Annotated in this window: 6 protein-coding genes; 5 read left to right on the top strand and 1 reads right to left on the bottom strand. The window is 30.2% G+C overall.

Features of this window, described 5'->3' with window-relative positions; translation table 11 throughout:
- Window positions 1-139: 139 nt before the first annotated feature.
- The gene (locus ACFSQP_RS13035) at window positions 140-376 is read left to right on the top strand and encodes a hypothetical protein (protein WP_376895209.1); all 237 of its coding nucleotides are present in this window, start codon (window positions 140-142) and stop codon (window positions 374-376) included.
- Here ACFSQP_RS13035 and ACFSQP_RS13030 read toward each other — a convergent pair.
- Window positions 366-626, bottom strand: a complete 261-nt coding sequence (locus tag ACFSQP_RS13030) for a hypothetical protein (RefSeq protein ID WP_376895207.1) — start codon at window positions 624-626, stop codon at window positions 366-368. The two genes, ACFSQP_RS13035 and ACFSQP_RS13030, sit on opposite strands and share 11 nt — an antisense overlap.
- 39 nt (window positions 627-665) lie before the next feature.
- Here ACFSQP_RS13030 and ACFSQP_RS13025 point away from each other — a divergent pair, with 39 nt between their 5' ends.
- From ACFSQP_RS13025 to ACFSQP_RS13010, 4 genes are all read left to right on the top strand, one after another.
- Entirely contained in the window at window positions 666-1,070 is a 405-nt protein-coding gene (locus ACFSQP_RS13025) for a hypothetical protein (RefSeq protein ID WP_376895205.1), read from the top strand.
- Between the two features lie 168 nt (window positions 1,071-1,238).
- A complete protein-coding gene (locus ACFSQP_RS13020) occupies window positions 1,239-1,871 on the top strand; it encodes a tetratricopeptide repeat protein (protein WP_376895203.1) in 633 nt (210 codons plus the stop codon).
- A gap of 284 nt (window positions 1,872-2,155) precedes the next feature.
- Window positions 2,156-2,500: a type II toxin-antitoxin system RelE/ParE family toxin gene (locus ACFSQP_RS13015; protein WP_376895202.1), complete on the top strand. Its 345-nt coding sequence runs from the start codon at window positions 2,156-2,158 to the stop codon at window positions 2,498-2,500.
- Complete coding sequence (locus tag ACFSQP_RS13010; RefSeq protein WP_376895200.1) at window positions 2,500-2,817, top strand: helix-turn-helix domain-containing protein; 318 nt, start codon at window positions 2,500-2,502, stop codon at window positions 2,815-2,817. Before ACFSQP_RS13015 ends, ACFSQP_RS13010 begins: the two co-directional genes overlap by 1 nt.
- The last annotated feature ends 278 nt before the right edge of the window (window positions 2,818-3,095 follow it).

Genomic DNA, 3,095 nt, shown 5'->3' with positions numbered 1-3,095 from the left:
TTTACTTGAATTAACAATTTAAAAAACGACCTAGTTCAAACTGTTTTTTGCCTTCCAAACGGCTAAAAAAAATAGTTTGAACACAAAAATTAACAAAAAAATGGTCAACCTATTTCAGTATAATACAAAACGAAACTAAATGAAAAAGAAACCGATTTGGAAATTAGCATACTTTAACCAATTACCACTAAAAACGGAAAAAGAAGTAAAAGAGTATATGGAGGATTTAGGAGCAGGATATTATGATACCAAAGTAGAAATAACAATTGATGCTTGGAATGTAGATGAGAATAAATTAAACAAGAATCACAAACTATACAAGGACATAATGGAAGCTAAAGAAAAAGAAGAAACACACTTTAAATTTACAATTTAACAAAGTGCAGGTATATTTCATCACAATCTTTATATTGTTCTGAATAATATTCTTCTTTGTCGTTATAGTTAGAACCATAAATCTTTTTTAGAATATCAACAACAGTAGAATAGTGTTTAATTGAAGGAGATGTTAGAATTGATTTCGGATGTGACTTATCACAAGTAATGTATAGTTGGTTGTTTCCTTCAATACCTAAAGACATTTCTTTAACCTCATTGCAAAAATCCGAATAAATAGTTGGTAACATAAAATAAAATTTTAGTTAAATTTAGAAAATAAAAACTAAATGGGAAAAATAACATTTTCAAAGAAAGAAAGAAGAATTATAATTGTTTTAATGATTATAAATTGTTTTGCACTTTTTGTGAACGTTTTTAAGATGAGCAATAAAAGCGAAAAACATGAATCCCACACCGTTTTTCATAACGACCTTACAAGAACACGTTATTACCAAAATAACAAAATATATTATTTTACAGATGGTAAAAATAATACAGAAAATTCATTTTACCCCTTCATAGATTTTAATACTTATAGTTCTCATTCTGATAATCCATTTGAATATAAAAAAGAAAAACACAATAGTAGTACAAAAATTTTTAGAGGTATTTTTCCCGACTACGATTACACAGAATTCTTGGTTTACACAGCTTTAATTTTTGGAATACCATTAATAAGGAAAATATGGTAAAATGTCATTGGATTATTAAAACACTACACACAACAACGTATATAAAAAATAGTGGTTAAGTAATAGGCCCAAAGTTATTACACAAAATAAACAATCACAACGTCCGAAAAGTCAACGTATAAATCCGCTACTTTTCATATACAAGAACGTTGGGCATAATTTGAAAAAATGAAGAAATTAACATTAATATTTTTGACTTTAATAATTGTCAGTTGTGGAACGACTAAAAATGTTTCGCCGAATGATTTGCTTGAAATTACACAAAAGCAAATTGAAAATGAGAAATGGGAAAAAGCCGAAAAAAATCTGACTGAATTAATAAAACTATATCCTAACAATGCGGAATTATTATTTCAGCGAGGTTATGTCAGAGAGAAAAACTTGAATTTTAAAGAATGTATTGAAGATTTTACCAAAGTTATAGCATTAAAACCTGAAAAACATACATCACGAACAAATCGTGGGTACGCTTATCGAAATATCGGAGAATATCAAAAGGCGATAGATGATTTTACAGCCGAACTTGAGGTAAATCCCAATGCTTACTCTTACGAGCATCGTAGCGTAGTTCATTATTTGACTAAAAATTATGATGAGGCTTTAAAAGATGTAAACATTTCGATTGACAAAGCACCAGATAATTCAATTTCTTACAAAACCAGAGCTCTGATTTATAAAGCAATAGACGCGAAAGAAAAGGCTTGCGCTGATAAACAAAGAGCAATTGAACTAAAACTATTGGAAAAATATCCAAAATACCAAACAGATATTTCAGAATTAGAAAAATATTGTAATGAATAAAAAAACTATGCCCAACACCGTATATAGCTCATAGCTAGTTAGTTGATTAATCGAAATACACGCATATTTGCGAAGTCCGCCAAATTTTTTAATTTGGCTTATTGAAAATAAAGGTAATAAGAAAATTAAAAAATTCGGCTCGTGCTCAACCGAATAGTTATCGCTAATTTGCACGCTACGAGCCATATACAAGACCGTTGTGTGTAATGCGAAAAATCCGTTTTCAAAATTAAATTTGTTTACTAAAAAGGAAACTTATATCTTTGTGAAAAATAAATATCTGAATGACGGAAAAATTTAAAGTTGAGTTTCTAAAAGAAGTTTTTGAATTTCTTGATGGAATTGACAAAAAGGCTCGGAATAAAATCCTGTTTAATATCGACAGAGCTAAAGTTAAAACCGACAATGCTCTCTTAAAAAAACTGACTTCGGATATTTGGGAATTTCGGACTTTGTACAACAAAAAGCAATACCGACTTTTTGCATTTTGGGATAAAACGGACAATAAAGTGACCATTGTAATTGCAACTCACGGAATTGTAAAGAAAACGCAGAAAACACCCAAAAAGGAAATTGACAAAGCTACCGAAATGATGAATAAATATTTTGAATCCAAAAACAAGAAGTAATGAAAACATACACACTTGACGAAGTAAAAGACAAATACATTGGGAAAAAAGGAACAGCGGAAAGAGATGCTTATGAAAACGAATTGCGACTTGACTTAATCGGAGAAGCTATCAAGCAGGCTCGAAAAGAAAGAAAATTGACCCAAACCCAACTTGGAGAACTAATTGGCGTGAAAAAAGCACAAATCTCGAAAATTGAAAATAATTTGACCGATGCCAGATTTGAAACTATTTTAAAGGTTTTTAGAGCTTTGAACGCAAAAATTAATTTTAATGTTGAACTACTGAACCAAAAAATGGATTTAGCGACTGAATGAAAAGCACTACACACAACAATGGCTATAAACAATTGCTATTACAAGCTCATCCTGAAAATTCCGCAGGAATTTTCAGCTTTTCGTGTACTTGCGAAAGTCCGTGCTAACTCAAGCAACTGTTCATAGCCCAACCGTTGTGGGTAATTTAAGCAATGAACTTTCCTGAAATAGGTTGACTAAAAATTAGACAACTTATTACAAATAAAGATGAAAGAACAAAAAGGACCCTGCCGAAAAAAATCCTACGAAAAAGTAGGTTTCGATTTAAAATTACTCAT

It is taken from the genome of Bizionia sediminis, from assembly GCF_042684585.1.
GTDB classification, from domain to species: Bacteria; Bacteroidota; Bacteroidia; order Flavobacteriales; family Flavobacteriaceae; genus Algorimicrobium; species Algorimicrobium sediminis.
The sequence above is the reverse complement of the archived record's forward strand: the minus strand, read 5'-3'. Positions and strand labels throughout refer to the sequence as shown.

What these genes read in the sequence shown, in the direction of transcription:
- ACFSQP_RS13035 (WP_376895209.1), top strand. Translation starts at nt 140, where the DNA reads ATGAAAAAGAAACCGATTTGGAAATTAGCATACTTTAACCAATTACCA.
- ACFSQP_RS13030 (WP_376895207.1), bottom strand. Translation starts at nt 626, where the DNA reads ATGTTACCAACTATTTATTCGGATTTTTGCAATGAGGTTAAAGAAATG.
- ACFSQP_RS13025 (WP_376895205.1), top strand. Translation starts at nt 666, where the DNA reads ATGGGAAAAATAACATTTTCAAAGAAAGAAAGAAGAATTATAATTGTT.
- ACFSQP_RS13020 (WP_376895203.1), top strand. Translation starts at nt 1,239, where the DNA reads ATGAAGAAATTAACATTAATATTTTTGACTTTAATAATTGTCAGTTGT.
- ACFSQP_RS13015 (WP_376895202.1), top strand. Translation starts at nt 2,156, where the DNA reads ATGACGGAAAAATTTAAAGTTGAGTTTCTAAAAGAAGTTTTTGAATTT.
- ACFSQP_RS13010 (WP_376895200.1), top strand. Translation starts at nt 2,500, where the DNA reads ATGAAAACATACACACTTGACGAAGTAAAAGACAAATACATTGGGAAA.